Origin of the sequence: Microcystis sp. LE19-10.1B, from assembly GCF_027530565.1 — a bacterium.
In the GTDB taxonomy this organism is placed as follows: domain Bacteria; phylum Cyanobacteriota; class Cyanobacteriia; order Cyanobacteriales; family Microcystaceae; genus Microcystis; species Microcystis aeruginosa.
In genome coordinates this window covers 1-4,792 of record NZ_JAPZQM010000607.1, presented here as the reverse complement: position 1 = coordinate 4,792, position 4,792 = coordinate 1, and the positions used below count along the sequence as shown (strand labels likewise).

General features: G+C 44.3%; 5 protein-coding genes. 1 reads left to right on the top strand and 4 read right to left on the bottom strand.

The genetic code is table 11. From position 1 onward, the window contains the following. Window positions 1-269 precede the first annotated feature (269 nt). The 4 genes from O9332_RS21840 to O9332_RS21825 form a co-directional block, all read right to left on the bottom strand. On the bottom strand, window positions 270-1,052 hold the full coding sequence (locus tag O9332_RS21840; RefSeq protein ID WP_002761800.1) for an energy-coupling factor ABC transporter ATP-binding protein: 783 nt from the start codon (window positions 1,050-1,052) through the stop codon (window positions 270-272). Between the two features lie 119 nt (window positions 1,053-1,171). Then, window positions 1,172-1,945: a cobalt ECF transporter T component CbiQ gene (gene cbiQ, locus O9332_RS21835; protein ID WP_002761798.1), complete on the bottom strand. Its 774-nt coding sequence runs from the start codon at window positions 1,943-1,945 to the stop codon at window positions 1,172-1,174. Window positions 1,946-2,082: 137 nt separating this feature from the next. Continuing rightward, window positions 2,083-2,406 carry a PDGLE domain-containing protein gene (locus O9332_RS21830; protein ID WP_002761796.1) on the bottom strand — a complete coding sequence of 108 codons (324 nt, stop codon included), beginning with the start codon at window positions 2,404-2,406 and terminating at the stop codon, window positions 2,083-2,085. A 186-nt stretch (window positions 2,407-2,592) separates the two neighbouring features. Continuing rightward, entirely contained in the window at window positions 2,593-3,336 is a 744-nt protein-coding gene (locus tag O9332_RS21825) for an energy-coupling factor ABC transporter permease (RefSeq protein WP_288027389.1), read from the bottom strand. Between the two features lie 420 nt (window positions 3,337-3,756). Here O9332_RS21825 and O9332_RS21820 point away from each other — a divergent pair, with 420 nt between their 5' ends. Further along, the gene (locus O9332_RS21820) at window positions 3,757-4,293 is read left to right on the top strand and encodes a deoxycytidylate deaminase (RefSeq protein ID WP_043995593.1); all 537 of its coding nucleotides are present in this window, start codon (window positions 3,757-3,759) and stop codon (window positions 4,291-4,293) included. The last annotated feature ends 499 nt before the right edge of the window (window positions 4,294-4,792 follow it).

The following is a 4,792-nucleotide window of genomic DNA, read 5'->3' as shown; positions in this document are numbered from 1 at the left end:
GGTCAATTACCTAATTTTCAGAGAAAAAGTCCCAGAATTTTCCCCCTATCTCTCCCACAACTGGTACTTTTTGATTGACAAAAAGTCTAAAAGTCTTACCCAACAAGGTTTTTAGATTTATTCAGCAAGCCCTATCTAAATCACTCGTTAAGACTGTCTATGAGGGGGGAAAAGGGAGCTTTTTTTCAGTGTTGCCAAAGGCACGGCGTAGCCGTCCAGTAAACAGTAATCGGTGAACTGAAAACTCACATCTGATAACTGATAACTGATCACTGATCACTGACTTGTGAGGGCGCATCAGCGATCGCACAGTAGGGACGACTATAACAAAGGGGTATTTCCAGGTCGTGTTGTTCCAAAAATTCCCGATTACTTAAAATCTTAGCGGTTTCTCCCTCTCCCACCACCTGACCACGATTTAAAACAACCGTGCGATCGCATAATTCTAAAGCCAGATCGAGATCGTGGGTAGCGATCACTTGGGTTTGGGGTAAAGTGGCTAACAGTTGTATTAATTGCCGACGGGACCGGGGGTCTAGTTGGGCGCTAGGTTCATCAAAAACTAAGACCTGCGGTAACATGGCTAAAACCCCCGCAATCGCCACGCGTTTTTTTTCACCCCCCGATAGATTCTGACTGTTTCTCTTACCATAATGCTGGGAATCCAATCCCACCGCGTGTAAAGCATGATGACAGCGATGGTTTAAATCCTCTCCGCGAATTCCCTGATTCATCGGGCCAAAAGTCACATCTTCCCAGACAGTGGGCATAAATAGCTGATCGTCGGGGTTTTGGAAGACTAAACCGACAAAATTGCGGATATTTTCTAAATTCTCCGGTTTAACTTGGTAGGGACCGACGGTGATTTTACCCGTTTGCGGCGGGAGAATACCGTTAAAATGCAGTAATAAGGTGGATTTTCCCGATCCATTTGCCCCGACCAAAGCCACCTTTTCCGTAGCTTCAATGGCTAAATTAATACCCTTTAACGCTTCTGTGCCGTCAGGATAGGTATAAACTAGGTTTTCAATAAAAATCGGGTTGTGGTGCATGAAAAACGAGACTTTTACCGAAAAATTGGGTTTAAGGTTCCCCGTCCTTTAGCGTAGCGGAGGACGGCTTTTTTGGCAACAGGTTGTCAATCTAGCTTCAAGTTTAGGCAACGGGAGTGTCAACTGAGCAGATGTACCATTTGACCCCAGAGGATCAGAATTACTATGCAAATTATAGCGAGATAATCTTTCAGCTTGCTTTGGGGAACCTGTACAGAGGGCAAGGAACCAGTGTAACCCCTCGATAACATGGCTTGATAAATGCGCTCGCCACGTTCGTAGGTACGGATAAATAAAGCGCCGATCATGTGTCCCACTAGCAACCGTTGCCATCGGGGACTACTCATTAAATTGCGCGCAATTGCTGCCCTTCGCATGGAATTAAATTCAGCGATCAAAACAGCTAGATAACGGTACATAGAAGCCAAAATTGCCACCAATAAAGGGGGAGTTTTCAGGGTAACTAATGCTTGCAACAGGTCGGGAATTGCTGTCGTTAAAACCAGAATATTGACCGTACAAAGACAGAGAAAAGCTTTTAGGGCCACACTGCCTAACACCAGCAATCCCTCGCTAGTTACCCGCAAAAATCCCCAAGACCAAAGAATTTCCCCGCCATCACGAAAAAGAGTTCCCAATAAAACCACACCGATAAAGACAAATTCGATCGCTACTCTTTGTAAAAGTACGGGAATAGCCACCCGACTGATCAGAATTAAAATAATTAATCCTAATCCGTAAATCCCCCAAGTTTCCCAGCTACCATTCGGCGTTAAGGCTGTGGCAAAAACTAACAAAAGAGTCACTAAAACACGGGTATGGGGCGCGAGTCTCTGCCAAAAACCGAAATTTGGGCGCTCATTTTCGCAAGAAAAAGTGGCAATGTGTAGCATTTATTCAGTGATCAGTGATCAGTTATCAGTTAGAAAGGGGATGTAGGGATTTAGGGGTTTAGGGGTTTAGGGATTTAGGGAAATTTCAGCTAAATGCCCCACGTCCCCACGTCCCCACGTCCCCACGTCCCGACTCCTTACTCCTGATTTTGGGATTTTGGAATGACTAATTTACCGATACCCCAAGCGATGCCGAAAGTGGCAAGAGTTCCCAGAAAACCGGCGAGGGGAGTGGCGATACCTTCGGGAACACCTTTGAGGGCATAACCATCAAAAATTCGGGCAAAAGGTAATTGACTACCTAGGGCGTTAGGGTCTTCTTTTTTGCTAAATTGCAAGTCTTCCGCCACTCGATCGAGTCCGTCGGGATCGGGACTGGCAAAGGGAGAAAGAAAAACGGCGATAATTAGGGAGCATACCAGACCAATCAGAAAAAATTGGCTATTTCTGCGAATATTCATGGGCTAATCTTTATTAAACCTCTTGCATAATTAATTTTTGAGGGTTCAAAAACGGTAAAAATAAGGATTAAATTGCATAAAATCCTTAAATAGACCATTTAATTGATTATTATTCATTCTTAATTCTCCTGACTCCTGACGACCGACTCCTGACCCTAACAACAATTTTTGATTTTTACAAGAGGTCTATTGACGAGGAGCGTAGGAAGGGGGAACAGAGGTATTAACGGAATGGGGCGGATCGTAGAGAAGATCGGGACGGGTTCGCCAGATATAACCGACAGCGAAAACGGTAATCACCGCTTCCCCGATGCCGATGAGGATATGCCAAGATAACATGGCAAAAAGGGCGACTAAAGGCGGTACAGTCCCCGATAAAGCCAATTGCAGGGCGCAAGCTAACGCCGCCACCACCACACTTGTCCAAGCGGCCAGGGCAACAGCGATCGCCATACTGCGCCAACTATGAAAACCGAGGGCTTTCCTAATCCCCAGATAGAGATAATAACCGCCAAAGGTGCCGATCAGACCCATATTGACGATATTCGCCCCTAAAACCGTTAAACCGCCATCTTGAAAAAATAAAGCTTGCACGATAAAAACCACCGCCATCACCAAAGAACCCGCCCAGGGACCGAGCAGAACCCCCGCCAGAGTCCCCCCTAACAAATGTCCGGAGGTTCCCCCCGGAATGGGAAAATTAATCATCTGGGCGGCAAAAATAAAGGCGGCACAAACTCCCATCAAAGGTACAGCCCGTTCAGCGTAGTGACCGCGCACTTTTTTGAGAGAAAAGCCAATCAGGACAACGGCAATTATCCAAGTAAATAGACTCACCGATGGACTCAAAAAGCCGTCAGGAATATGGAGGGCGAGATAAGGGGTAAGGAGAGGGTGAAACAAACCAACTCCCAGAAAATTAACAGACATTAAAACTCAGTCTCCTTGGCAATTTGGGTTAAAGATTTGAATAGAATTGTTTCGCTGGGACGGAAAAGTCCTATCTTCTAGTAGATAACTAACCGCTTCATTCTACAATGCTCTCTCTGGGGATTTAAACCCTTTAGCTTCTTAAGAATTTCTGTTATTTTGCCAGCCGTCAAGGTTTAGCTATCAGCCAAAATCTGATTATTCTCCAGCGTCAAATTCTTTAAATTATTATTAATTTTTCGAGTTTTTTTCAGTTTTTATGCTATGCCTTAACCAGTGAGCAGTTAGAAGAGGCTGGTGACTACATTGGCCACGTGATCGATGGTCAGGGTGGTGCTTTAATTGGTTTAGAGGTCAACTAATGATAAGCTATCAGAGAGAACCCCCTCTTTTTTGCTTTTTCTAGCTTGGTATGAAACCGTGATCAACTCTGAAGAAAAAAGACCGACTTGGGACGAATATTTTTTAATGATCGCTAAATTAGCCGCCACCAGATCCACCTGTTTAGCTTTTCCCGTCGGTGCGGTAATTGTCAAAGATCGGCAGGTTTTAGCCACGGGTTACAATGGTTCGCCATCGGGAACGGTTCATTGTACTGCCCAGGGTTTTTGTTATCCCGGTTTGGGAACCTGTCGAGAATCCGGAGAAATTCCCTCTAGAGCAATTCATGCCGAAGCTAATGCGATCGCTCAAGCGGCCAAACACGGTATTTCTACCCAAGGGGCTAGTATTTACGTTACTTTAGAACCCTGTATTTCCTGCTTAAAACTAATTATTTCTTCGGGAATTAAAGAAGTTTTTTACGAAGCGGATTTTAATAGTGGGACAAAAGCAATGTTAAGGGATTCTTTTCTAGAAACGGGGATTATTAAATATAAAAAGATTTATTTATCAGCAGAAATGGCTAGTCATGCGGCCTTATTTTTATTAAATCCCATTTCGATCGATCTCAGGTAGTTATCCCAAGGATGCTAATTACTAGGAAAAGTCTCTATTTCTAGGGTAGATAAAGTTAGTTGAATTGGGATAATTTTATGGGCGGTTTTCCAGAAAAGGTTCGATATCGATGGGGAACCAATCGGCTCTCTTGTTCTTTGTGTGGTCATTTTAACTTACTATAGAAGCGATCAATCTTTGTGTCCTCTGTGCCTCTGTGGTTCCTTCCACTCCCTCGCCAGCAGGACTGTATCTTAGAATACATTTTACCCACCAAACCTAAGAGAGCCACCAATCTCCGTCTAATACTAAATCCGGTTATTAAAAACTGATTATCTATTCCTCCCCAACAAGGTTTTTCCCATTATTCAGCCACCCCTAAATAGGGTCTGCTGAAAAAGTTTTTCCTGGGGGTAGGAGTCAGTAGCCGGTCGTCAGGAGTCGGTCGTTTTAGGCTTTGTTGCCCTTGTTTTTTGTACCAAGCGATGTACTACAAGAAGGATAATGCAAGGTTTTTGAA